A 24,947-nucleotide genomic window follows, 5' to 3' on the forward strand; every position below is an offset into this window, starting at 1 on the left:
TTACTGAATAACTTTTTTATGTTGATTTTTTATACCTAAAGTCCGCCATAAAAAACGCGCTCCCTCTTTTAAGAGAAGTTTAGATACTAAGTGAATAGTTTTGAGAGAGCGACTACATTTGAGTGCTTCCTTCGCTTGAGTAATTACAGCAGGCATATCACCTAGATCACCAACCCGCCTAGCATCCCTAATAGCCCATCTAGCGTACTTTTCCCTAGCCTGATTTAATAACTTGCTTGTAACTACTGACGGTAAATACTCAGGTAGATAAGATCCGATAATTTCAGTTGCTAGGCGCATATCTCGAACAAGTTTGCCAGTGCGGGCAGTATTTTCGGTTAGCGCTCCCAAACGTTCTTGCCGATAAATTGCCAGAGGCTCTACTTCATATGCGACCAGGTACTGCGTGGCAATTCTTACCCACATTTCCCAATCTTCACCGGCACAGGTGATGCGACAGTCAAACCCACCTAATTTTTCATAAACTTCTCGTCGTACTACGATTGAAGGAGTTGTCAAACGTTGGCAGGCCGCAATTTTCTCTAACCACTTATTCAAAATTCCGCTTTCTGTTTGCTCTAAGTCAGAGATACCCTTCCAGTGCCCTTCTTTACTCATATATATATGACGACAAAAGGCAGCACCTATATCTGGATACTTTTCAAATATTTGCTGCATTTTGTAATAAAAAGTTTCTCTTAAACAATCATCACCATGCAGAAGATGAATTAATTGCCCACGAGATCGCTGTAAACAAGTCTCAAAATTTTTGATGTAACCTACGTTCTCTGGCTGTCGATAAAAACTAACGCGATCGCCTGCTAGTTCTCTAACAACAGCTTCAGGATCATCTTTAGTAGAGTGGTCGTCAACTACCTCTATTTGCATTACCTCTGAGCCTGGATCTTGCGCTAATACACTAGCTAGTGTTTCACGCAGATAGTTTGCACAATTGTAAGTAGGAATCATAACTGACCACAAAGGTCGGGGTATTCCTTCTGGAACTGGTAAAATGGTTGCTCTATCTGGATGTTGTTCACTCATGGGAATTTCCTATGAATATTCAAGAACTAATGATTCAACTAAAAGACGAATACCAGATGCAACAGACCATTTAGGTTGAAAATCTAAAAGCGAGACTATTCTGGAGATATCAGCTTGAGAATCTTGAATATCTCCTGGTCGATTAGCGGTAAGGTGAATTTTTGAGTTCTGTTGACGACAACAGCTTTTCAGAATATCCACAAGCTCAAGCAAGGAAGTTTTTTGACTAGTCCCAACATTGCAACTAAGACAGAAACCTTTGGGTAAAGGAACCGTTAGAGCTTTGGTAAAAGCAACGGCTACATCCTTAACGAAAATGAAATCTCTGGTCTGAGATCCATCTCCATAAATTGTGATGGGCTGACCATTTTGACTGGCTTTACTAAAAATTGAAATGACACCAGAATAAGGAGAATTAGGATCTTGATGAGGGCCAAATACGTTAAATAGTCGCAGACCAATAAAGGAGATACCTAACTTTTGAGCAAATAAATTTGCATATTGCTCGCTGACCAATTTTTGTAGTCCGTAAGGGGAAATTGGCATAGTTGGCTGGTCTTCGGAAATCGGTAAATGGGTTTTGTTTCCATAAACGGCGGCAGAACTGGCAAAGACAAGTCTGGGAATATCTAAAGATTGACAAAGTAGTAACACCGCAAGCACAGCAGAAAGATTGTTGTGATGAGACTCTAATGGTTCATCCCAGGATTGATTCACCGATGGAGTGGCCGCTAGATGAGCAATTCCATCAATAGGTTGAGAGAAATCTTCTGGTTGGCAATCTAATATATTTTTGTGTAAAAATTGCAGATGAGGATGATCGGGTAAATTTTCTATTTTCCCAGTAGAAAGGTTATCAACAACAGTAATATTATGACCTTCAAGTAAGAGTTGCTCTGTCAGATGAGAACCAATGAAACCTGCACCACCAGTTACGATAAAATGCATAATTTTAAATTAAATTGATTAAAAAAGAAAGCTGTAAATTCAAAAAATATTTGCGACCAAAAAAAATAATAGTTATAGCGATAACTAATTGCTATTATTCTTGGTATTTTTAGTGATTTAAATGACTAGGATTAGTTTTTGAGAATTTAGCCTTAAGTCTCCTAATAATCGGATCTGGTAAGGTGTAACGTGCAGTTAATTTGATGATTTTTTTTAGGTCAATTATTCTCTTTTTAATGTCTAAAAGATAGTATAAATTAGGATGATGATAGGGAAATAGAGCTTTTTCAAGGGCTTTCCAAATGACTGGATCCTTGATTTCTTGTTCAGCAAGATACCTTTCTAGCCAAGTCAGGTATTTTATATGTCCGATACGGCGTATTTGTTCTCCTTTACCTGCCATGTCTGCACGTCGCCAGTAACTATCTGGATGAATTCGATACTTGTCCCAACATTCACTAGATACATAGACAGGGGCTTTGAGAAAAAGCTTGGAGTGAAAAACCATGTCTTCATGGGCATTGTGAAAATCTTCTTCAAATAGTCCAATCTCTTCAAAAATCTGACTACGGATGAGAATACTACAGGTGCAAGGGTAAATTTCTTTGTTTTGTAGAAATAGTAGAAGCTGTTTTGTTGGTTTAATCAATGTATCAAATTTCACACTGGTTATTGTCATAAAGTCATCCTGTGCATTGTCAGGATTCCACGAACTGACAGGATTATTGTCCGTCCAACTGAACCAAAATTGAGTTCTTCCGTAAAGCATGGAAGCTTCAGGGTAGGATTCTAAGATAGGGACTTGTTGTTCTAGTTTGTGTGGTAACCAAATATCATCAGCGTCTAGAAAAGCAATATATTCTCCTCTAGCATGGCGAATGCCCAAATTGCGTGTTGCACTCATACCACGATTTTGATGCCCTTCATGTTCTAAATAGCGCACTTTTTCAGGATATTGCCCAGCATATCGTAAAGCAATATTAGTACTCTCATCGGTTGAACCATCGTCGACTAATAACAGTTCCCAATTATCATAGGTCTGGGCAAAAATGCTTTCTATTGCTTCTATAAAAAAGGTTTTACCCGCGTTAAAAAAGATGACAATACAAGAGACTAACGGTTTATTGATCTCTTCACTCATGAAACCACCTCAATAGTTGTTTAGTAAAGTCTTCTCCATTCCAGTTCTCGATCACAAACCGAGGTAAATCAAAACTATTGCTCTGTTGCCAAACAATATCAGCATTAGTAGAGCAGGCACAATTAAATCCAGAGGCTTTAGTCAGTTCAATCGTTTCTGGAGTGCGATCGCCAAAAGGATAGGAAAAACTCGTCACAGAACGATTAATAATTGCTTCCAAATCCAGTTTACTTTGTTGAATTTCATCCCTTTGTAATTCTACGGATTGTGCAGAAAGGAAGGGATGGGTGACGGTGTGGGCTCCAATTTCTACTAATTCTCCTTGAGCCAGAAGGGATAATTCATCAAGCAAAAGGGAACGGTAAGTCGAACGAGGTTTGGGATCAGCATTAGCCCATGTAAGAATTTGGTCTAAAACTTTGATTCTTTCTGCTTCTGGTAACGGGCGTAATACTTGCCAAATTGAGTAATAGAGAGACATCCGAGAGCCTGGTTTTCCTTCCCAAGCGTTACAACGGCGATCGCGCTGATAGTCTTGCTCTGTATAATGAGTTGCTTGTTCTAACTCCCAGTGATGGATTTGATCCCGAATATTCAAAACAAGCTTCTTAGGCAAGATTCCTGGTTGTAAAAGGAGTCTTTCTAACTCATCCCACCAAAACTCACGCTCTTTTCCGAGATAGCCTGTACTAACAAAAATAGTGGCTGGAATTTCGTAATGCTTTAGTAGTGGTTGAGCAGAATAGAGATTATCGGCATAACCATCATCAAAGGTTATCGCCACTGCTCTATGGGGAAACTTACCCTCCTGATGAACTTCAGTAAATTGTTGGAGACTCATCGGTTGAGTATATCTTTGCAAAACTTCCAACTGTTCAGCAAAATTTTGGGGGGTTACACATAAAGACCAAGGATCTAAATCTACTTCCGCCACGCGATGGTACATTAAAATTAGTCCTTTAGAAGCGGCTAATTGTTTCTGTAATCTCCGCATTACCTGTTGTAATTTATTGAATCCAAGAATACTCATGATGTTGGTTTAACTGCCCTGACGGTGATTGTCACTTCATAGTTGGAGTCTTGATAATCCAATTCTTCTGGCTTAAGTTCCTCAATTATCAAGCCGTGAAGAAAAGCCGTTGCTGCTAATACATTTCCATAGGTTTTGACCTGAATATTGGTAGAGGGAAAGACCTCTTCAAATATTCGCCGTGCAGATAAAGTTGTATAATTCCAATACCAGTGTTGTTTCCATTCTTTGTCGCAGAGGGAAGTAATTCCTGGAATTGTTACCAGCACTACTCCTCCTGGCTTTAGGATGCGATAAATGGTTTTTAACGCTAGTCTTACTTCGTAAATCATTTGGAGAGTTTCTGTCAAAATAAGACAATCAAAGCTGTTCGATGGAATATGTTCTGCATCGGCTAAGTCACCTACAATAGTTGCAATTGGATTACCTTCTACCGCATGGAAAACATCACTTTTTGTAACTCGTTCTCCTCCATATTGATAAGTATAGGAATTGTCTCCTATTTCCAAAACTCGTCCCTGAATATCACTAGAATACTGAGCAAGGAAGTTTTCGATATAGTAACGGTCTATCGGTTTTCCTCGATCAAAACCAAAACAACTACTAATAGGAGTTAAGCGTCGTAGATCACCCAAGCGAACTTTACCCAATGGAGGAGATACTTTATAAGTTTGCCATTGAGTTTTTAGCCAATGTTGGACAGGAGATGGTAATGTGCGCTGTGCAATTAGTTTCAATTGTTTTTTATTCATTAGAATCAAGTTATTAAAATTAGAATTTTAAAAAAACATTTTGGCAGTCAATGCTCGTTACGCTATTGATTTTCCTAAACTTTTTATTCGCCACCTAAAATGCTTCACTATTTTTTTGAGTTTGTACAGGTTTGGATAGCGGTAATTCCATAGTTTTTCTTGTAAAATTTGCCAAAGTTCAGTGTTCTTGAATCCCTGCTCGTCCCAATAACTTTCTAACCATTTGAAGAAAATTAAGCGTGCATGATAATCTTCCCCTGTGTCTATTGAAAGATGCCAACTAGAATCATTACGTTGGCGATATTTTTCCCAACACCCACTTTCAACAAATACAGGTGAATTAAGAAAAATTTTAGCTAAAAATACTTGATCTTCATAAAGTTGCTGTATGGTTTCTTCAAACCCACCAATATCTTCAACTACTTGACGTTTTACCAAAAAGCTACATATACAGGGTACAGTACCTGCGCCAACGCCAAGTAAAATTTTTAACAGTGATGGTGGCTGAAATAGTTTATTGGTTGGAATACCCAATTCCCAAATGTAGTCTCGCTGGCTATCTTTAACATTACCTGTCCAACTGTGCCAAAATAGGGTCTTTCCATAGACCATAGCAGCATCAGGATGAGACTCCAGAATTGTTATTTGTTTTTCCAATTTAAATGGTAGAAAAACATCATCAGCATCTAGAAAAGCTAGATATTCACCTTTAGCCTTGCTTATGCCAAGATTGCGTGAAGTACTTTTTCCCAGATTCTGGTGGTTATCATGTTCTAAATAATGCACTTTGTCTGAATATTTATTAGCAAACTTTTGAGCAATTGCAGTACTACTATCGGTGGAGCCATCATCTACTAATAAAAGTTCCCAATTTTCATAAGTTTGAGAAATTACGCTTTCTATTGCTTCTTGAATAAATTTATCTGTATTCAAAAAAATGATAATGATAGACACTAATAAATTACCGTTCATTTCTTTCATTTATTTATTCTAAAGGTATTGATCGATTGAATCTAATATTTTCTAATCATAACTTGCATCAAATTTTCGAGCATACAAACAAGATGATTGAGATAATTCATCGAAATGACTAGTATCAAATATTTCTGGATGATCTGAAGAATCTAGCCACAGTGTATAGGGCATATAATCAATCATTTATTACTTTTTTCTTAAAGGGTAAATTCATAATAATAGTTTGAAAGAAAATTTCATGCTAACTTGTAGTAACGTAAGTTTTATCACAATCTCAGTTCTATTCCATTTTCAGTTTTTCTCTAGCCAGGGATCGAATCTCTCTGACTAGCCGTGAGCCTATAAGTAACTTCATAAATAAGGTTATAGTTTTTCTGGTTAGCAAAATGGAAAATTTTAGATGACAAGCTCTATTAAAAAGCCGCAAAGCAGTATATTTATCTTTTTCCAAGTAGTAGCCAGTTAGTCCTAATAACTGATTGCTAAGATGAATAGAAACCTTATTACGGTGTTTTTTACATTCTTCCTGGTCGAGATTGTAGTAATGGCAAAATGCATGATGTAACTTGAATATTTCTTGTATAGTTCTATTCAATTGTTGTAGATCCATCTCCTTTAGTTCATTTGGATAACTGATCCATAACAAAGTCATTGCTCTAATGAGTGTTCCATCACTCCACCTCTTAACTTCATCACACCCAAGTAAATGTGATATATTAGTAATCTTGATTTCCAGTGGCTCATCATCAACTATATTTCCATAAGTGGCTGTCATAGATGAAGGATTTATTCGCAGCCTCATTAGATATTCGTTTAGGTTTGCAACTTGTAGGCGGCAGGAAATTCTCCACCATAAATCATAATCTTGAGCATATAAATAAGCTTCATCATAGAACCCAATCTGCTCCGCAATGGTGTATTTACGAAACATCACCGCACTATGTACAAAAGGGCAGTAAAATAAAATATCCCAACGAATTTGTATGCAATCACCGGGTAACTGGGACTTGCAAATCAGATTTCCCTGAGCATCGATTTCCTTGTACCATGTACCTACTAATGCTACATCAGGATTGGATTCTAAAAAATTAACTTGCTTGGCTAATCGTTCTGGTGCTGAAATGTCATCAGCATCTTGGCGAGCTACAAATTGCCCTTGAGCTAATTTCAGTCCTTTGTTTAGACTTTTAGTTAAGCCAATATTGTGGTCATTATTAACTAAGCAGATACGTGGGTCATCGTAGGATAGGATTATTTCTTGCGTTCTATCAGTAGAACCATCATTAATAATAAGAAACTCAAAATATTGGAAGCTTTGAGTAAGGATACTATCTATTGTTTCTCGAAGATACGATTCGCCATTGTAGACTGCCATTAGGACTGTGACTTTAAACATTAAATCTACCTCTGTATCCCAATCTCAATAGTGTAGAAAAAACCTAAAAATATTGCCAGTACTAAATTTTCAAGAAAAGAAAATATTTTCTTTTTAATCTTTGGTGTATAACTGTTTGGAAATTATTTCTATAGCACCTTTTCACTCACGCATCTGCACCATTTCAAAGACACATGGAACCAGACCATTGTGGTCTGGTGTGTTTCCAAATTCTTTCGCTTGAATATCTACCACTTCAATTTCAAATGCTGATTCAATAAAATCAAACACATTTTGAATTAATGGATCATAAAGCCACAATCCAATAACATAAATGCCAGGATTTAAGTATAGATTTTTAATTTGCAGTTTAACTATATTTTTTCCATTTTCCAAGGATATGCTTTTACCAATTGAAAGTGTATCCGCATTAACCAGCTTATTTCCAAGTTGGTCATAAATCACGATCGCAAGACTCCCCATATTCCTAAATGAGTCTGACTTAATTTCTAATAAAAATTCAAGTGTTCCACTTGAATAAGGTTGAAATGCAGATTTCTTATTGAGGCTACTATATTTAACCCTTAAAAATCTCGCTTCCCCTGTACCTATTTGTCGAATAGTCTGTGAAACATCAATCCATATATTAGGTTCAGATTTTGTAACATTATTAGACAGATAGTCAGCAAAAATAATTTCTGAATTACCTTGAGCAGTGATTTGACCCTCCTCAAGCATCACACATTGAGAACATAAACGTTTAATTGCATCCATGTTATGACTAACAAACACAATTGTTCGACCTTCAACCTGAGATATATTCTGCATCTTACCCAGACATTTTTTCTGAAAATTCACATCCCCCACTGCCAACACTTCGTCCACAATTAAAATCTCCGGCTCCAAATGCGCCGCAACCGCAAACGCCAAACGTACATACATCCCTGATGAATACCTTTTCACCGGCGTATCTAAAAACTTTTCTACTTCTGCAAAAGCCACAATCTCATCAAAGTTGCGTGTAATCTCGGCTTTGCTCATTCCCAGAATTGCACCGTTGAGATAGATATTTTCTCTCCCTGTTAATTCTGGATGAAAGCCAGTGCCTACCTCTAATAAACTAGCGACTCGTCCTTTGATCGAAATTTTTCCTGATGTTGGTTCAGTGATGCGACTTAAAATTTTTAGCAGTGTTGATTTTCCTGACCCATTGCGTCCGATGATACCTATGCGATCGCCTTGTTTAATATCAAATGAAACATCTTTTAAAGCCCAAAACTCTTCAAAAGTAGGATCTTCCTTTTTAGATCGATGATTAATTAAACTACCAATGGACTTAACTTTATTAGTAATCACATCCCGCAGTGCTGTATGGCGTTCCTGCTTTTGATGACCAATAATGTATTTTTTACCTAAATTTTCAACTCTAATAACTGTATCAGACATTTTTAAAAAATGAAAATTTCTACAAACGATAAGTTGTTTATTTCTAATTGATAGTTTGCTTTTCTATCAACTAAATCACATCTGCAAATGTCCGTTCCATTTTGCGAAAATACCAAATTCCACTCACCCATAGTAAAACTACTAACACCATAGAGAGGATAAAACCTGGTAAATATAATTTAGATTCTCCTCCTAAAATTGCCCACCTAAATCCATCTATTACTCCTACCATGGGATTTAAAGAATATATGAATTTCCACTGTTCAGGAACAATATTGCTACTAAATCCTACGGGTGAAATGTATAAACCAAACTGCACTATAAAAGGGACAATAAATCGAAAATCTCGGTATTGAACATTTAATGATGCTAACCATAAACCCGCACCGATAGAAGCAGCAAAGGCAACACCAATAAACAATGGTAAAGTCAAAATCCGCCAACTAGGAACAAAGTTATACCATGCCATTAATGCCAATAAAATTATCCCCGAAATCATAAACAGTAAACCAAAAAGTTTTTTCCTGAAGGGAGATCGCCAAATACTGTGTAGTATAAAATACTTTTTTATTCCCGATACTCTAATCAGCAGACATAGTATAGATAATAATTACTTATGATTAGCTGGTTAATAATTTCTTGACGCTAACCGGATGGAATATAAATGCTTTCAACGACTTGATATTTCTTCTGTAGGGCTTGAGATAAAAAGGCTAACATCTGTTTGAGTGTAAAAAGTGTGCGATAAATTAATCTACTACCTTTCCTTTTACGACTGATTTTGAGCCATAGTAGATTCACCCAGATGTTAATTAGAAGAAAGGATATTCCAATGAATAGTAATCTCAAGACTGGATTTTTGTTATTCGTCTTAATTCGACAAATATTTTTCAGACGATAACTGGTTTCAATGCCAAATCTTTTTCGATAATCTTGATAGATATAATTTAAATTTGTTTTGACCTTATAAGCAACATAAACAAAGTATTGAACCCCATGCTTTTTATGCTTTCCCTTTCTATATTTACAGACGATCCATAAATCAAATGTGACAAAATCATCTTTGTCTCTTGTAATAGTATAGGTAGTTTTATAACTTTTTTTACCCTTGAGGAATTGTTTGATTCCTCCTTTTTTTCCAGTCTTGATAGCAGGCATAAGAAAGGGAATATCTAATGCCTGTAACCATCTAATTACAGGAGTATTAAAAAATCCCCTATCCAAATAGAGTTTTTTTACATTTATTTTTAGGGATTCAAGTTCTGCTAATAAATAAGTAATTAAAGCCACACTAGTATCTAATTGGCGAACACCTCTTATTGCTAGAGTTACACGCTTATTATTACTAATAACATATAAAGTGGCATAGGCATAAAATGAATTAGTACCAGATTTAGCTTCACTTCGATATATGTAGGGTAATTCTGACGATGTTGGTTGACCATAATAACAAATTAAATTTAAATCAATCGCTATTTTCAAACACCCTTTTTTTAATCCTAAAGGAATTCGACTTTTTAATGCTTGATTTATTTGCGCTTCTAATTCCTCAAAATTGTTAATTTTATTGAGATGATATCTAATATCATTAGCTGTCGGAATATTTTTTAACAATTTAGCTGTGTTTTCAATACTGTCTCCAGTGCTGGCTGCTTTAACCAGAATCTCGAATAAAGTTTGTTGGTCACAGGCTCCTTGCGTTTCAATCGAAAAATTTTCTACTAAACACTGAATAACCTCATCAAGAGTTTCTGAGTCGGTTAAAACGAGTTCTTCTGTAGACTCGCCCCGCGTGGCTTTTGTTAGAGATGAAACAGTCAATTTTTTCAGCCAATATGCTACACACTACTTTCATCATTTCATATTTTGATCCAGTGCAAATTATGATAACTATTTCTTATATATTTGGTATTCTATAGTACATGAGTATCTGTCGTATTTTGTTAGTGATGCCTGCTGCGTCTGTAGCAATAGCGTCAGCACTCCGTAAAAATCACTCTTTGGGAAAAACTTTTTGGTTTACTGGTTATCAGTTGCCTCTCCCATTTTCCCAGCAATAGCACCTACCCACTGGGGATAATTGGCCTGTGCGTCGGTCAATTTCTTCCAAACTTTAGGTTTAACAGTGACGCTAATTATCCTTCCATCGCAGTCAATCTCAAATTGTTGCCAACCATTTTCTACAGTCTTAACTTCTGGCAGTTCGTTGATTTTGATAGTTAGTTCTAATTTTCCTTCAATCATAAATACATCCTTATAAATTAGCTGAATTCATTAATCCACACTTTTTACAAAAAAAGGGAATAGGGAACAGATAAAAAACTGTGATGGAATTATCTCAATCATTTGATTTCAACTTATTCGCTAATTTTTTATCTAATGTTACTAACTCAATTTGATGATACTTAGCTGTAGCCGCAATAATAGAATCTGGTAATTTTGTTTTATGGGTATATCTAAAATTAATAGTTTCGTCCTCAATTTCTGATGTAATTGCTAAATAGGTCATCTGATTTAATAAAGATTTAATCGCTTCTTTTTCCGTAGAACTTATAGAAGGAAAGCTCAGTAACTCCATCCGAGTTATAGCACTATAAGCACATTCATTAACTTTAATCAGCTTGTCTTTTAGCAGATTTAAGATTATTAAATCACGTTGAAACAACCCAATTAAAATATTTGTATCTAACAGATACTTAAGTCCATTCATCACGTAATACTTTTTGTAATTCTAAGGGGTCTTGATTTTTAAATACAGGAAAATCAGGTAAATCATTAACTATATTTACCAATAATTGAGATGATTGTTTTTGTCGTTCTACTAACAACATTTTTTTGATAACTTCTTGGACAACCATTTCCATATTAGGCAACTCTAAAAGTTGTTTTCCTAACTCATCAGGTAACTCTATCACAACTTGCATAAGTTTTATTCTCCTAAAATGATAGCTCAATTCCAAATTCTTTACAAAATAAACTGATTTTAACATCAGTTACTTTACTTTGTTGCTAATCATGATCTTGATTATACTGTAATCGAGAACATTTAAAATCTTGTCTAGCCTGTGTTTCCCACTTCAATAACCCCATCCCTCCCATCTTTTACGATAGCTATCTCTACTATTGCTCCAATGAATGCCCCTAGAATGTCTGGTGCTAATTCCCTGGTAATCCTGCTAAATGCCTGATAACCAATAGCTTTAGCCACTTCTAGCAATCCCTGGACAACTTCTGGAGGCGGGTTATCTTTGATTAGGGGTAAATAGTCATTGACTAAGAATTTTTCATCGTCTGAGAGGTCAGAAAAATTATTACTACCCCTATATAGAGCTTCTATTAGGACTAGTAATATTTTTTTGAGGGCATTGAACCCACCAAATTTACTAGCAATTTTAGAAATATAGGGCTGTGATAATTTGCTTATTTTAGCAACGGCTTTTTGTGTACACTTAATTCCTGTATCTATACATTGCTTAAATGCTTCTAATAGATAATATCTGCTTACCTGTTCTCTATCACCTGCTGTTGGTGTAATCTCAAAAGCAGTGGTTTTGGTTAAGGTTGCACCGGGGTAATAATCCAGTAGGTAACTCAGATCATCATCACTGGTGAGATAAATTGTTAGTGCTTCATCAGGGCGACGGTTTGCTCGTAGTCTTCCTCCCATCTGAATAATCTCTGCTTTTACTAAATGCTCTATATACTCCTGAAATTGGGGATTATCTTTACTGGTGTTGTAATCCCCTGTTAAAGTTGCGTATTTAGCCGCTACAGCCCCTATATCCTGATAAGGTGAACCGATAGCAAATAAAGCATCGTGATTCATATATTTATTAGTACCGCGATTATCCTTAAACCAGTAACCTTCACCATCTTGTTTGTGTTTGAGGTGGTCAATGACTCCCAAATTTCGATGATTGGATGCTAATGCTGTTTTTGTGGCATCTAATTGTTTAACTTTTGATTCACTTCTGTCTTTACCACATAATCCTAAATCAGTAATTTGTACCACTTTTAAATTTGAGTAGTTAGGTAACTTTTCACAGATGACTAAGATTTCACTGGCATCTATTCCTAATTCAAAGGCTACTGTTTTCCGGGTAGCAGTTGCATCCAGTAAAAACACATTTTGGAATTTACTTAGTACCTCTAATTGCCTGTTGTTTTTTGTGGTAATGATTAACTTGTGATGTTTAATCCTCAATGCCCCAGGACTAATATTAGCAATGATTTCTAATAATGGTGTTAACCAATTCACTATTAGGTTATCTAATAATTCATGGGATTCTTGACTTGCTTCTTTACCGAATGTATAACGAATATATTTTAAGGTTTTGCGGCTTATTCCCTCTCTTTCACTTGCGTCAATTCCATCTAAGGATACGCTATCAGCAGATTGAAAGATACCTTCTAAATCAGGTGATAGCACTTTTAAAGCCTCAATGATATTGGGGATAATTTTATGATCAATGTCTCCAAATATATCCATTACTTGATTGTGATTATAACCATAGTAATTTTCTTTATGCTGGGAAGATAAATATTGCTCCAATGGTGAGATAAAATCTTTGATTTGTTCCCAAACTTCTGGTAAATGTCTAGCAATTTCTCCTAAAGTCTTTTGGTAGTCTGTTAATGATAATTCTGTAGTTTCTACTAGATTAATTTGACGACTAGATTCATCTACAAAAGCTATGGATTTTTTGGGTATTTCTGATGGTAATGAATTAATATGGCATCTGATTCTATCTTTCATCAGTGCCTCACGCCGATCTCTCCTGAAAGTTGCACCGTTTATTTTATCCAATAGATTACCTTCAATATCTACACCTTGACAATTGGCTTTGAATTTACAAGTATGACAAATGGGATTTAATGATGATTCACTATTTGATTCTTGATGATAGCCTTTAGATGCTAATTTATGAAATAAAGGTGTTTTGTGACAATTCCCTGGAATATTGGCAGCTTGATTTTTAGGCCAGTTAATGGTGGGATTACCCAAGGGGGTTAAGTTGTTATCATCTGCATATAGTCCATTATTTCTAACTGGTAAATCAGTGTAGTTTTCTTCTATTGATTTAGTGGTGGGATTGCGGTGTTCATTGGATATGTACCAGAGTTTATTGACTTTTAACCATTCTGGTATAGTTTCTCCTACAAAGTTGGATTTACCAGCCCCAGCACTGGACATATCTAATATATATTTTTTGCCACTTTGAATAGTTTGATTGTAGGTTTCTAATCTATTAGCAGAATCAAACCATACATCAACATCTAAATTACTCCTAGATGATTGTTTAAGTGGGATAGATGCTGGTATAGATTGTGGTATATATGCTTCCTTGAGCAGGGTTTCGATAAATAGTTTACATTCCCAATCTTCCCTAGATATTTCCTGATTAACAGGTTGTTTTGTTACTGCTAATATGGCATCTATGTATGTATTCAGATGTTCTTTATAAGCTGTCTGAATTTCATTTTCTAGTAGTTGTCTACTGTATAATCCATCCGCTATTAAATCAGCGATATCATAGCCATTTGTACTGTCTGGATTTAATCTCTGGGGATTTAATTCAATGTATGGTAATTGTGCTTTATTGGCTGCTATTCTTAGTCTGTTGGCTTTGTTGTAACCTGCTTTGTCATCGTCGGGATAATATACAATGCCAGCGATATTATGAGATTTTAAGCATTGACAATATTGTTCTAGTTTGTCATCTGTCCACTGTGAACCCTGAAAGGTAGTGGTAACTAAATTTTGTTGTCTAGCAGCATCAGTACATTTTTCTCCTTCAACTACGAAGACAAATTGGCCTTGACCATGTTTGATGATTTCTTCTTGATGGTAAACAGGCCAGGGTTTGTCACCAATTCCTTTCACACTGTTACCAAGAATATCCAGATGGTAAGGAATGGTGAGCTTTTTCTGTTCACCATCTTCTATAAATTCGTATCTAATTACATACTGTGCATCTGAGTATGTATAGATGATTTGTGATCCTCTACTGTTATGTTTCTTTTGCGGAATGACACCAGGAGCAGGTAATTTGGCTAATTCAATGTTTTGGGGTAATGGTGCTGGTAACGGATCTGGTTTTTTGGCAGGGGTAATCTGTTGGTAGTTGATTCTGCCATTGTCAATACCCGCTTGTTTTAAAGCATCTTCTAAGGGATTAACAGCTTCTCGGATATCTTTTAAATGCTGTTTGTTGTCAGGTTCTCCCCAACATTGGTACTTACCAGTTTTAATATCTATGGTTAATGAACCTTCACAGACTGGGCAAATATATCTATTTTTGCCTTTTTTGGGAGTGAGTCTGTCTAGGAAGTTCCTAATATCAAAGGTTTCTAGTATTTTATTCATGCCACACCCCCACTAATTGCAATGGGTTGGCAAGAATTAGAAGAAAAATGTTTACACTTTTGTACTTTGCAGTCTATAATCAAAGGATAAGACTGCCATGAATTAGTTCTCATGGTTCTCGTTTGTTGATCCAGACTTCACTTAGGTTAGTTTTCCAGACGTAGACTAAGTAAAAAGCTGGGTTTGCTAATTTTTAGATTTTCTAAGCTCTCAAATTGTTGTCAAGACAGTTTGGGAGTTTTGATTTATACCTGTAATCAAGGGTTATCATTCTTCAAAGAGCTATAAAGCATGATTGAAAAATTGACTACTGATTACAATCATACTATATCAAAGAAAACCAATTTCAGGAAAATTTATTTTTACTATTAAAATTTCTTAATCTGTATTGTACGTGTCTAAAAGCTTATGTACATGAGAGTTTTTACTATCCTTTGGTGATGTCTGCGGCGATCGCTTATTTGTTGGGATGATAGGAGAGCGATCGCATATTTGTTGGGATGATAGGCGATTCCTCATGACAGCTTCGCTATATTTACCCCTAGATAATAGATTTTGTATAATTGTAGGTGTTATTAATAATGAATGAAATTACTATTGTATTAATTGAGGATCATGATTTAACCCGGATGGCACTCAAAACTGAATTGCAATCACACACTGGGTTTAAGGTGATTGGTGAAACGGGTAATGCAACTCAGGGACTAAAACTTTTGGAAACACTGAAACCAAATGTGGCTGTGATAGATATTAATTTACCAGATATAAACGGGATTGAACTGATCCGTAAATTTAAGCGTTATCAGGCAGAAACAGGACAATCACAGGTAAGAATATTGATTTTGACGATAAATAATAGTGAAGATGTAGTTTTAGCTGCGTTTGCGACTGGTGCTGATTCTTATTGTATGAAGGAAACAAGTATTAATAAATTTACTGAAGCTGTACAAGCAACTGCTAATGGTAACTCTTGGATTGATCCAGCGATCGCTAGTATAGTATTACGAAAAATGCGCCAAGGTGTCCCCGGTGATCATCAATTGGAAATAGAATATGAACAAGTTTTAGAAACTTACCCCCTCACCATACGGGAACAGGAAATTTTAGGCTTGATTGTAGCTGGTTGCAGTAATTCACAAATTGCGGAGAAATTATATATTACCGTAGGTACAGTCAAAACTCATGTTCGCAATATTTTAAATAAGTTATCCGCTGATGACCGTACCTAAGTTGCTGTGAGGGCTTTATGTTCGGATTTAGTGATGTAGTTAAATAATACCAATAGCTTAATTTCAAATAGCGATCGCTTATCTGTTGGATGATGAGAGAGCGATCGCTACAGGGTTTACTCTCAATGTTTCTATTACATTATTAGCAAGGGGTACAGGTTTAGTGTCGGGGTTTTAATAATCAGTAAACCAAAAAGTTTTTCCCAAAGAGTGATTTTTACGGAGTGCTGACGCTATTGCTACAGACGCAGCAGGCATCACTAACAAAATACGACAGATACTCATGTACTATAGAATACCAAATATATAAGAAATAGTTATCATAATTTGCACTGGATCAAAATATGAAATGATGAAAGTAGTGTGTAGCATATTGGCTGAAAAAATTGACTGTTTCATCTCTAACAAAAGCCACGCGGGGCGAGTCTACAGAAGAACTCGTTTTAACCGACTCAGAAACTCTTGATGAGGTTATTCAGTGTTTAGTAGAAAATTTTTCGATTGAAACGCAAGGAGCCTGTGACCAACAAACTTTATTCGAGATTCTGGTTAAAGCAGCCAGCACTGGAGACAGTATTGAAAACACAGCTAAATTGTTAAAAAATATTCCGACAGCTAATGATATTAGATATCATCTCAATAAAATTAACAATTTTGAGGAATTAGAAGCGCAAATAAATCAAGCATTAAAAAGTCGAATTCCTTTAGGATTAAAAAAAGGGTGTTTGAAAATAGCGATTGATTTAAATTTAATTTGTTATTATGGTCAACCAACATCGTCAGAATTACCCTACATATATCGAAGTGAAGCTAAATCTGGTACTAATTCATTTTATGCCTATGCCACTTTATATGTTATTAGTAATAATAAGCGTGTAACTCTAGCAATAAGAGGTGTTCGCCAATTAGATACTAGTGTGGCTTTAATTACTTATTTATTAGCAGAACTTGAATCCCTAAAAATAAATGTAAAAAAACTCTATTTGGATAGGGGATTTTTTAATACTCCTGTAATTAGATGGTTACAGGCATTAGATATTCCCTTTCTTATGCCTGCTATCAAGACTGGAAAAAAAGGAGGAATCAAACAATTCCTCAAGGGTAAAAAAAGTTATAAAACTACCTATACTATTACAAGAGACAAAGATGATTTTGTCACATTTGATTTATGGATCGTCTGTAAATATAGAAAGGGAAAGCATAAAAAGCATGGGGTTCAATACTTTGTTTATGTTGCTTATAAGGTCAAAACAAATTTAAATTATATCTATCAAGATTATCGAAAAAGATTTGGCATTGAAACCAGTTATCGTCTGAAAAATATTTGTCGAATTAAGACGAATAACAAAAATCCAGTCTTGAGATTACTATTCATTGGAATATCCTTTCTTCTAATTAACATCTGGGTGAATCTACTATGGCTCAAAATCAGTCGTAAAAGGAAAGGTAGTAGATTAATTTATCGCACACTTTTTACACTCAAACAGATGTTAGCCTTTTTATCTCAAGCCCTACAGAAGAAATATCAAGTCGTTGAAAGCATTTATATTCCATCCGGTTAGCGTCAAGAAATTATTAACCAGCTAATCATAAGTAATTATTATCTATACTATGTCTGCTGATTAGAGTATCGGGAATAAAAAAGTATTTTATACTACACAGTATTTGGCGATCTCCCTTCAGGAAAAAACTTTTTGGTTTACTGATAAAGTCTACCAAGCTAACTACTACCGCACTTGTCGGCACTACCAACCGAGGAAAATAGACTTTAGAAAGTAAGTTAGCATTACTAATTAAACTATTACTGCATTCCGAGAGGGAATTAGAAAAAAACTGCCAAGGTAACATGGCGGAAAATACGAGAATTGGATAGGGCGCACCTTCAGATGGTAATTTTGCCAATTGTCCAAATACTACTGTAAATACTACCATCGTCAGAAAGGGACGAATTAGCGCCCAAATTATCCCAATAGCAGTTTGTTTATAGCGGACTAATATATCTCGCCATGCTAGGAAATAAAATAACTCCCGATAACGCCACAAATCTTGCCAATATTGTTTTTCTGTGCGTCCTGATTCAATTATTAGCTCTTGCTGTAAACTGCTTTTTTTTATCATTTTCGATATCAAATTATCAGTGATTAACAACTTATTTGATGAAATTTATAGCTATGGTGCATTAGGTATTAATTTGTGAATTTAAAATCATTAATCTCTCTATAACCAAGCCTTTTAGATTGTCTGAGTGTGAATTCTCCAACAGAAGGATTGCTATGAGGGTGAATTACACCTGTTGCTTGTTGCCAAAGTTCTAATGATGCTCGTGATACTATGTAATTTAAGTTATCTTTACGGACATGATACCATTGAGTTTGTTGACAACTATCACACCAAAAAGCCTCTAACCATTCACCTTCTAAAGAGACAGTCGTTTTTGCTGCGACTAACATTAAGGCTTCTCGTCTAGGGATACCCCGTTGCTGTAGTTGTCCAGCTTTTTCCGTAAATAAAGAGTGTTTTTGGCTGACACTATCCATATAGCAATTATGTATTGGACAGTAGATAGCTCTCCGTTGAGAACGTTTCCGATTTCGATCACACCTTCTTTGCATTTTGGCCTCCTGATCATTAACTAAACAACAGATCAAAAGAAGGTTAAGTGGGAGGAACTGAGATCAAAAAGACCATCAAAGATCAACTCCTGTTCAATATCTAAAGTTATGAAATTTTTTCATTACAATTGACGATAAGTGAGAACAATATACATATCTAGCATTAGTTAGACATATCTAAAATTTAAGTTCTCAATTTCACGACAATATTATTCTAAGAGAGTAATATATGTGAATTTAAAAATGTAGGATTGAACTAGATTAAATGGTATTTAAATAGAAAAGTCAATAGCCAATTTGCAGTTTTTAGTTAACTTTACATAATCTTTACAATTTTGAATAGAACCATGATAACTACAGTGAAATTATAAATATTTAAAAAAGATATTACTTATCTATTGGCCAACTCACAAGCAATATATTCCCAAAAATCACGGCTTACAAAGATTTTGCCAATTTGTCCACTACAACTCATGCAACAGTGTTAGGTTACAACTTAGTTGATTTTGCACTTTCTATATTTATGTCAAATTATCCCAATATTCTGGTTATTTTATCAGGATTAAATGTAATTTGGCAATTATGATAATTGAGTTGAAATTAAATTAAAAAATATATCAGGTTTGAGATGAGAAAAAAAAGCTATTCTCAGCAAAGGTTGTCTCAAATAAATGAACATCAGCGTCAACCTAAGTCTTTTGTTTATACAGTTCAGACTGAAGAAGAGAAGGAAGGAGGATTGAACTTAGGCCAATTATTGGCAGTTATTCACCGGAGAATATTTGTAATTATAATTGGAACAACTGCTGTTGCCTCTGCCAGTGTAGGATTAGCTTGGAATAGTCCGCCAATGTATAGTGGTAAATTTGAAATTTTAACCGAACCAATCACCGCTGAAGATAAAGTAGCACGAGACGACAGATCAAGAACAGATGAGATTGCTAACAAAATTGATGAAACCAAGTTGAAGATCTTACAAAGTCCTAAACTGATGTCTCCCATTACTCAAAAAGTACAAAAATATTATCCAGATAGCAGCACACCTAAACTTAATATTAAACTTTTACCAAATACTCAAATTGTAGAAGTTACTTACCAAGATCCCAACTCTGATAAAGTTTTATTGGTATTAAATAAAGCATCTGAAGCATACCTAAAATATAGTTTAGATGAACGCCAAACAGAAACTAAATTAGGAATTGAATTTGTTGAACAGCAGGTCCCAAAACTATTAGTGAGAGTAACAAATCTTCAGTTAAGGCTACAAAACTTTTGTCAAAAATATGGAATTATTGATGCTCAGGTTCAAGGACAGCAATTGGCTAATCAACTTGATCAAATTGTCCAGAAACGGATAGATAATGAAATACAATTGGCTAGAATTCAAACACTTTATACTATTTTGCAAAAACAGTTACAACTAGACTCTAATGAATCAGAGGCTATTTCAGCGTTGAGTGAATCTCCTGATTACCAAAAGCTATTGAGCAAACTTCAAGATGTAGAATCTACAATTGCCGTAAAATCGTCTCAATATACAGAAAATAGCCCAAATATTCAAAATCTGCTGATTCAAAAACAAAATTTACTGAATTTAATTCTCAAAGAAAGATCGCAGATTTTGGGAATAAAATTGTCAAATACGAATATGAATTCTTTATATTCAGCCGCACCAAATTCTGCTCGTCTGCGAGAAATTCAGAAATTTATGGAGACAACTAAGCAAATTGAACTATTGAAAACCCAAAAACAATCTCTTAATCAATCTGAACTTTCTCTGCGGAAGCAAGTTAAACAGTTTCCCTTTTTAATCCGCCAAAAAGATGATTTAGAACGACAATTAAAAATTGCTGTTGATAATCTAAATCGTTTTTTAAACGAACGGGAAAGATTACGCATAGATGCGGCCCAAAAGCAAATACCTTGGCAGATACTTACTCCTCCTACTCAGCCTGAAAATCTTGCACTAAGTACCGTACAAACTTTAATCTTAGGAGTGCTTTTAGGGTTATTATTAAGCACAGGATTGGCTTTGCTTATAGATACACTCAACAATGTTTTTTACAATCTTGAAGAAATTAAAGATAAAACTAAACTACCAATATTAGGAAATATCCCTAATATTAAATTTAGCCAAAATGGTAAGCTTTCTCAAAGACTTAATCCATCAAATTTTTGGGAATCCTTTCGCTCTATTCACACAAATATTTCTCTCCTAAATAGTGATAATTCTATCCGTTCTCTAGCAATTATTTCAGCTACTGCTGGAGATGGTAAATCAACCATTGCTATTTACTTAGCTCAGACAGCAGCAGCAATGGGTAAACGGGTGTTATTAGTAGATGCAAATCTGCGTCATCCTAGTATCCACGAAATATTGAATTTACCCAATACGGAAGGATTAAGCAATCTTATTACTGAAGAACTAAGTTTTGAGGATGTTATCCACAGAAACAGTAGCGGTATCGGTGAAAAAAATGATGATGTGAGGAAAAAAAATTCAAAAAATATAGAACAATTATCCTTGGGGCATAACTTATCTATCTTAACTACTGGTCAAATTCCCTCCAATCCTACAATTTTACTTTCATCTCCTCAAATGAAAAATTTGACAGCACAATTTAAACAAAATTTTGACTTAATTATATATGATACATCACATTTATTAGGTTTTGCAGATACTAATCTGCTTACCAGACATATAGATGCAAGTATTTTAGTTATCAGAATAGGTAAAACAAACCGTTCTTGTTTAGCAAAAGGATTAGAGCAATTAAATTTTTCTTCCACTCCTATGTTAGGTGCTATCGCTATTGATTTATAAGAAAAAATTTACTCAGATTTTAAATATCTGGTGAATATTTTTGCAACTACAACAACATAATCTAAAAAAGATATGCTAAACGCAAACAAGGAAATTCCAATTCAAAATCTTACTTCATCCTTAGAATTTGAACCTGCAAAAATTGATATAATTGGCTCTCCTGTAACTGCCTTACCCTTTGAGGTACAAATCAATATTATTTTAGAATGGGCTATGAATAAAGTCAGCAAAGTTATTTGTGTGGCTAATACTCATATGCTAGTAGAATCTTATTGGCAGCCTGAATTTTCTTCTGTTTTAAAGAATGCAGATATTGTTACTCCTGATGGGATGCCACTGGTTTGGATGTTAAAATTAATGGGTGCTGGTACTCAAAACCGCGTTGCTGGTATGGATATTCTTTTATCTTTGTGTAAATTAGCTCCACTAAGAGATATTCATCTTTTTTTCTTAGGTGCTAATCCAATAACTTTAGCCCAAATGAGAAAGAATTTAGCACAGTTTTTTCCGAATGTGACAATTGCTGGAATGGAGCCTTTACCATTCCGTCCACTCACACCTAAAGAGGATGAAGCTATTATTAAAAAAATTCACGATAGTGGAGCAGGAATAGTTTTAGTAGCTCTAGGATGTCCAAAACAAGAGTTTTGGATGGATCAACACAAAGACAAAATTCAGGCTGTCATGATTGGTTTGGGGGGAGCATTTTCTGTTTTTGCAGATACTCACAAAAGAGCGCCCTATTGGCTACGTCATTTAGGAGCGGAGTGGTTATATCGTCTGATTCAAGAACCATTGAGACTATTCAGTCGCTACGGTACAACTATCCCAGTTTTTATATGGCTGGCTTTAAAGCAATACCTTGGACTCAAAAAAGAGTGTCAACCACCCATCACTTCCCTTCGGGTAAGTGAGGGCTTGTAAAAGTCTAGTTGACCAGACTCAGTTCTTGACCGAACTACGTTAGAGGTAAGAGTTAAAGACCTACCAGGGGATGCGTAGCTAGTTCCCTGCTCTAGAACTTTTAAGTTAAACAGGTTTAAGGGTTAAACCAGTGCTTTTAAGATAGTTACCGACCTCTAACATTGTCGTTCGCGCCAGCGTGCCGGAGGCATTCAGCTAACATTACCCGAAAGGAGGGACTTCATGTCCAAAATATTTGTAATTGACACTGACAAACGACCATTAGATCCAATCCATTCAGCACAGACTAGGCAATTCCTAAAAAACAAAAAAGCAGCAATATTTAGACAGTTTCCGTTCACAATTATTCTCAAAGAATCGCGTCCTGATTCTCCTGTTTCTCCTTTGAGATTAAAATTCAAACCGGAGACATTGTTAAAGCTGTTGTCATAAAAGGTAAAAAGATTGGGGCATATATCGGACGAGTAGCAGTGAGAACTAGCGGTAGTTTCAATATCTCAACAGCGTCTGGACTGATTCAAGGCATCTCTCATAAATACTGTAAATCAATTCACAAAAAGGACGGTTACGAATATGGAAAATAAAAGATTTGTTAATTGCTCAACTGTCCCTCTCATTGTTTGTGCTGGCGCACAAAATTACTCAAGGGACGTTTCACAATTAACCCAAATTCCTCCCATCACCAAACTAAGTACAGTTTTGGTGGGGGTCTCCTGGAGGTTTAGATGAAGAGAGAGGGTTGATGTAGTAGAGTTATATTGATAGCGTGGCTTACTTCACGCTATCAGCAAACCCTAATTATGAATTTCTGCAAAAATGCGATCGCAAATTTTTGATTCTTGATGACTTAATTGTTTTAATTTATGAGTTAAATCTGCTGTTAGCCTTTTAGCTTCTAGCTTTAAATTTCCATTCATATAATCTACAGCTTTAATAGGTTCACCAATATGAATATTCACATCAGTACCCCAATGAGGATAGGGTTCACTGTACTGAATACCGACAGGTATAATTTTAGTTCCTAATCCTGGGTAGCTTGATTCAGCAGTCATAGCTAAACGGGCGATTCCTGCTTTGAGAGGGTGAAGTTGACCATCACGATGAATACCACCTTCGGGATAAATAACTAACATTTCCCCTTGTTGCATTAACTCTACTGTATGCCGGAGAGTAGAGATCGCCGGACGTTGAGTATTCACAGGAAACCCCCCCATTCGCAGCACAAACCAACCTTGCAGCCCCTGACATTCATTACTCGTTACCATAAATCGCATATCTCTACCCGTCACACAACGACCAGTAGCGTAGGGCAAAACCAAGGAATCCCAACGGGAACGATGGGTAGGAGCAAGAATAACAGGACCACTTGTCGGAATATTTTCGCGTCCAGTCACTTTAATATGCCCAAAGAAAGATGGCAAAACTATGTAACGCCCTAGAAAATAAGCTACAGGAATTAACCACGGAGAAACCCGTGAGGTACTCTGAGCCATCAATGGTGGCCGAGCGGAGTTGAGGTGAGGATTTATCGGCACATTTGTGGTTTTTGAATGGCGGTTAGTAGAAGCAAAGTATGATTTGATCATAACGGCGGCTGATTTTTTAGCGAATAAAAGATGACACAAACTTGATTATGTCCACCGTAGATTTTCTTGGGTAATTTTTGTTTTCCCATCTGGACAGTTTGATCTGTGTCTGTTATTTTTGCTGACGTTGGGTAGCAAACCAACTTTGTAATTGTTCTCGACAATCTGATTCTAGAACACCTCCTAGCACTTTCAGACGGTGATTAGAGGCTGGGTGATCAGGGATGTTGATAACAGTACGAATTGCACCAGTTTTAGTATCGTCTATCCCATAGATCAATTTTCCTAATCGGGAATGAACTATAGCACCGGCACACATCGGACAGGGTTCTAGAGTTACATATAAAGTACATTGATGCAAGCGCCAACTTTGTAAAATTTGACTAGCAGCCCGAATCGCCATAATTTCCGCGTGCGCGGTCGGATCTTGATCCCGTTCTTTGCGATTTTCACCGACAGCAACCACGTGATTGCCTGTGTCAACAATCACAGCACCAACAGGAACTTCCCCAGCATTACCTGCCACCTGTGCTAATTCCAGGGCGTAATTCATCCATTTTCTATGTTTTAAATATTCTGGGTATTCAAGCATGGGAGGAGTCAGTTGTCAGTTGTCAGTTGTCAGTTGTCAGTTGTCAGTGGTTAGTTGTCAGTGGTTCAGAAGAAGAAAGGAAGAAGAAGGGAAAATAAGCAG

At 35.8% G+C, this 24,947-nt stretch carries 21 protein-coding genes and 3 pseudogenes; 6 read left to right on the forward strand and 18 right to left on the reverse strand.

All coding sequences use genetic code 11. From position 1 onward, the window contains the following. The 14 genes and pseudogenes from EZY12_06210 to EZY12_06275 form a co-directional block, all read right to left on the reverse strand. The gene (locus EZY12_06210; protein QSX69232.1) at nucleotides 1-1,044 is read right to left on the reverse strand and encodes a glycosyltransferase; all 1,044 of its coding nucleotides are present in this window, start codon (nucleotides 1,042-1,044) and stop codon (nucleotides 1-3) included. Nucleotides 1,045-1,053: 9 nt separating this feature from the next. After that, nucleotides 1,054-1,992: an NAD-dependent epimerase/dehydratase family protein gene (locus EZY12_06215; GenBank protein QSX69233.1), complete on the reverse strand. Its 939-nt coding sequence runs from the start codon at nucleotides 1,990-1,992 to the stop codon at nucleotides 1,054-1,056. Nucleotides 1,993-2,101: 109 nt separating this feature from the next. Further along, complete coding sequence (locus EZY12_06220) at nucleotides 2,102-3,133, reverse strand: glycosyltransferase family 2 protein (protein ID QSX69234.1); 1,032 nt, start codon at nucleotides 3,131-3,133, stop codon at nucleotides 2,102-2,104. Next, nucleotides 3,126-4,163: a polysaccharide deacetylase family protein gene (locus EZY12_06225; protein ID QSX69235.1), complete on the reverse strand. Its 1,038-nt coding sequence runs from the start codon at nucleotides 4,161-4,163 to the stop codon at nucleotides 3,126-3,128. The genes EZY12_06220 and EZY12_06225 overlap by 8 nt, the downstream gene beginning before the upstream one ends. Further along, a complete protein-coding gene (locus tag EZY12_06230) occupies nucleotides 4,160-4,915 on the reverse strand; it encodes a class I SAM-dependent methyltransferase (protein ID QSX69236.1) in 756 nt (251 codons plus the stop codon). The genes EZY12_06225 and EZY12_06230 overlap by 4 nt, the downstream gene beginning before the upstream one ends. 57 nt (nucleotides 4,916-4,972) lie before the next feature. After that, nucleotides 4,973-5,896, reverse strand: coding sequence for a glycosyltransferase family 2 protein (locus EZY12_06235; GenBank protein QSX69237.1), 924 nt, complete (start codon nucleotides 5,894-5,896; stop codon nucleotides 4,973-4,975). Nucleotides 5,897-6,170: 274 nt separating this feature from the next. After that, nucleotides 6,171-7,265: a glycosyltransferase gene (locus EZY12_06240; GenBank protein ID QSX69238.1), complete on the reverse strand. Its 1,095-nt coding sequence runs from the start codon at nucleotides 7,263-7,265 to the stop codon at nucleotides 6,171-6,173. 162 nt (nucleotides 7,266-7,427) lie between these two features. Then, entirely contained in the window at nucleotides 7,428-8,711 is a 1,284-nt protein-coding gene (locus tag EZY12_06245; protein ID QSX69239.1) for an ABC transporter ATP-binding protein, read from the reverse strand. Between the two features lie 70 nt (nucleotides 8,712-8,781). Continuing rightward, nucleotides 8,782-9,213 (reverse strand): annotated as a pseudogene (locus EZY12_06250) (ABC transporter permease). A 143-nt stretch (nucleotides 9,214-9,356) separates the two neighbouring features. Continuing rightward, the gene (locus EZY12_06255) at nucleotides 9,357-10,532 is read right to left on the reverse strand and encodes an ISH3 family transposase (GenBank protein QSX69240.1); all 1,176 of its coding nucleotides are present in this window, start codon (nucleotides 10,530-10,532) and stop codon (nucleotides 9,357-9,359) included. Nucleotides 10,533-10,730: 198 nt separating this feature from the next. Beyond that, complete coding sequence (locus EZY12_06260; protein ID QSX69241.1) at nucleotides 10,731-10,955, reverse strand: fertility inhibition FinO-like protein; 225 nt, start codon at nucleotides 10,953-10,955, stop codon at nucleotides 10,731-10,733. Nucleotides 10,956-11,049: 94 nt separating this feature from the next. Then, nucleotides 11,050-11,421 (reverse strand): type II toxin-antitoxin system VapC family toxin, encoded by a 372-nt coding sequence (locus EZY12_06265; GenBank protein ID QSX69242.1) that lies wholly within the window; start codon nucleotides 11,419-11,421, stop codon nucleotides 11,050-11,052. Continuing rightward, the gene (locus EZY12_06270; GenBank protein QSX69243.1) at nucleotides 11,408-11,635 is read right to left on the reverse strand and encodes a hypothetical protein; all 228 of its coding nucleotides are present in this window, start codon (nucleotides 11,633-11,635) and stop codon (nucleotides 11,408-11,410) included. The genes EZY12_06265 and EZY12_06270 overlap by 14 nt, the downstream gene beginning before the upstream one ends. A 134-nt stretch (nucleotides 11,636-11,769) precedes the next feature. Continuing rightward, nucleotides 11,770-15,078 carry a hypothetical protein gene (locus EZY12_06275; GenBank protein QSX69244.1) on the reverse strand — a complete coding sequence of 1,103 codons (3,309 nt, stop codon included), beginning with the start codon at nucleotides 15,076-15,078 and terminating at the stop codon, nucleotides 11,770-11,772. 581 nt (nucleotides 15,079-15,659) lie between these two features. Here EZY12_06275 and EZY12_06280 point away from each other — a divergent pair. Next, complete coding sequence (locus EZY12_06280; protein QSX69245.1) at nucleotides 15,660-16,307, forward strand: response regulator transcription factor; 648 nt, start codon at nucleotides 15,660-15,662, stop codon at nucleotides 16,305-16,307. 386 nt (nucleotides 16,308-16,693) lie between these two features. Beyond that, the gene (locus tag EZY12_06285) at nucleotides 16,694-17,869 is read left to right on the forward strand and encodes an ISH3 family transposase (GenBank protein ID QSX69246.1); all 1,176 of its coding nucleotides are present in this window, start codon (nucleotides 16,694-16,696) and stop codon (nucleotides 17,867-17,869) included. A gap of 142 nt (nucleotides 17,870-18,011) precedes the next feature. Here EZY12_06285 and EZY12_06290 read toward each other — a convergent pair. Further along, nucleotides 18,012-18,425 (reverse strand): annotated as a pseudogene (locus EZY12_06290) (ABC transporter permease). A gap of 68 nt (nucleotides 18,426-18,493) precedes the next feature. Further along, nucleotides 18,494-18,919: a hypothetical protein gene (locus EZY12_06295; protein ID QSX69247.1), complete on the reverse strand. Its 426-nt coding sequence runs from the start codon at nucleotides 18,917-18,919 to the stop codon at nucleotides 18,494-18,496. Between the two features lie 628 nt (nucleotides 18,920-19,547). Here EZY12_06295 and EZY12_06300 point away from each other — a divergent pair. The 3 genes and pseudogenes from EZY12_06300 to EZY12_06310 all read left to right on the forward strand — a co-directional run bounded on the left by EZY12_06300 (nucleotide 19,548) and on the right by EZY12_06310 (nucleotide 23,063). Further along, nucleotides 19,548-21,743 (forward strand): AAA family ATPase, encoded by a 2,196-nt coding sequence (locus tag EZY12_06300; protein ID QSX69248.1) that lies wholly within the window; start codon nucleotides 19,548-19,550, stop codon nucleotides 21,741-21,743. Nucleotides 21,744-21,815: 72 nt separating this feature from the next. Next, nucleotides 21,816-22,667: a WecB/TagA/CpsF family glycosyltransferase gene (locus tag EZY12_06305; protein ID QSX69249.1), complete on the forward strand. Its 852-nt coding sequence runs from the start codon at nucleotides 21,816-21,818 to the stop codon at nucleotides 22,665-22,667. A 222-nt stretch (nucleotides 22,668-22,889) separates the two neighbouring features. Beyond that, nucleotides 22,890-23,063 (forward strand): annotated as a pseudogene (locus tag EZY12_06310) (RRXRR domain-containing protein). Between the two features lie 398 nt (nucleotides 23,064-23,461). Here EZY12_06310 and EZY12_06315 read toward each other — a convergent pair. Both EZY12_06315 and tadA read right to left on the reverse strand, forming a co-directional pair. Further along, nucleotides 23,462-24,253: a 1-acyl-sn-glycerol-3-phosphate acyltransferase gene (locus tag EZY12_06315; protein ID QSX69250.1), complete on the reverse strand. Its 792-nt coding sequence runs from the start codon at nucleotides 24,251-24,253 to the stop codon at nucleotides 23,462-23,464. A 112-nt stretch (nucleotides 24,254-24,365) separates the two neighbouring features. After that, entirely contained in the window at nucleotides 24,366-24,845 is a 480-nt protein-coding gene (gene tadA / locus EZY12_06320; GenBank protein ID QSX69251.1) for a tRNA adenosine(34) deaminase TadA, read from the reverse strand. On the opposite strand from tadA, the gene EZY12_06325 reads away from it, so the two are divergent. Then, nucleotides 24,782-24,943: a hypothetical protein gene (locus tag EZY12_06325; protein QSX70869.1), complete on the forward strand. Its 162-nt coding sequence runs from the start codon at nucleotides 24,782-24,784 to the stop codon at nucleotides 24,941-24,943. The genes tadA and EZY12_06325 overlap by 64 nt on opposite strands. Nucleotides 24,944-24,947: the final 4 nt, after the last annotated feature.

This window comes from Dolichospermum sp. DET69, assembly GCA_017355425.1.
Classification (GTDB): Bacteria; Cyanobacteriota; Cyanobacteriia; order Cyanobacteriales; family Nostocaceae; genus Dolichospermum.